At 50.6% G+C, this 1246-nt stretch carries 2 protein-coding genes; both read left to right on the forward strand.

The annotated features are described in order from the left end of the window. Nucleotides 1-515 (forward strand): outer membrane beta-barrel protein (locus A3751_RS17080; RefSeq protein ID WP_082863344.1); only part of this gene is annotated, 515 nt, incomplete at its 5' end. Then, nucleotides 505-1246: Ig-like domain-containing protein (locus A3751_RS17085; RefSeq protein ID WP_197466443.1), on the forward strand; the 742-nt coding region annotated here is incomplete at its 3' end. The genes A3751_RS17080 and A3751_RS17085, both read left to right, overlap by 11 nt.

Consider the following 1246-nt stretch of genomic DNA (forward strand, 5'->3'; position numbering starts at 1 on the left):
TACTTCTATTTGTGCTTTTTATCTCTTCGAGCGTTGCCAATGCTGAACCTGCAGCGTATGCCGAGTTGGCCGGTAATGTCGTCCTGCAATCTGTGGACGAGAAAGATTTTCAGTTGGGGGCGACAGAGCTCAAGGGCGGGTTGTACGTTCATCAACTCATCTCTCTGGAGGCTTTTGTAAGCCAAGGGGTCGTGGACGACACAGACAACAACTTGAATCAAGCGGTCGGGTTGGGCTACGGTGTCGGTGCCCGTTTTGAGTCTCCCTCGCGAAGAGGTACAAAGGCGTTTATCTTATTGGGTTTTTCGTCGCACGAGCTTGAGTTGAAGAGAGAAGACACAAGTCAAAGCTTGAGCACCGAGCGCTTTGAAGGCTTTGCCTATGGTGTAGGGCTGCAAGAGCAGCTTTTTGATGCGGACTCTCAATGGTATGTCAGTGCGCGTTGGCAGCGCCACTATTCTTCCGGCCAAATTAAAATCGATACAGTGGGAGCGGCGCTTCGTTATGCTTTCTAGTCTCAAACTGAACTCTTCACTTTCGTTTCTTCTTTTGTTGATGAGCGTCTTTGTGCTTTCTGCGTGTAGAAATGAAGAAGGTGAGCGAGCCTTTGTGGCGGCAGTCGAAGTGGTGGAAAACGATGTGCAGAGCATACAAATTATGCCGGGTAAACAGGGCGCCATCTTGGAAGCGGACGCCACATCGCAGTTTTCTGTTATCGCAACTCTTGGTGATGGCAGTACGGAAGATGTCAGTGATCGAGTTGTGTGGGTCAGTAGCGACTCTGGTGTGTTTACTGTAGATGAGACAGGCTTAGTTTCAGCTGGCAGTGTCTCGGGGAATGCAGAGGTGCTTGTATCTTGGAGCTACCTAAATGCGCGCTTACCTGTTGATGTCTCGACTGCGCAGCTAACCGGTCTTAGTTTCTCCAATCTTCCGGCGTCGCTTTCGGAATGTCTGGCAGGCACGTCGTTGCGCGTTGATGGCACTTATGATGACGGCCGTACAAGTAATGTCAGTGAGCTTGTGACTGTATGGAGTAGCTCAGATATTGCTATCGCGAAGATCAACGGTAGCGGTGTTCTCGATACGCTAGATGCCGGCAATGTGACGCTTGAGGCGACTTACCGAGGGCAAGTCGCATCTCAGGCTTTAGTTGTTTCCGATAGTCTCACGGCAATTACGTTAGCGCCTGATGCGGATTTCAGTCTCGACATAGCGGCCTCGAAAAGTCTCACGGTGAACGTGA

Source organism: Oleiphilus sp. HI0080 (assembly GCF_001635135.1).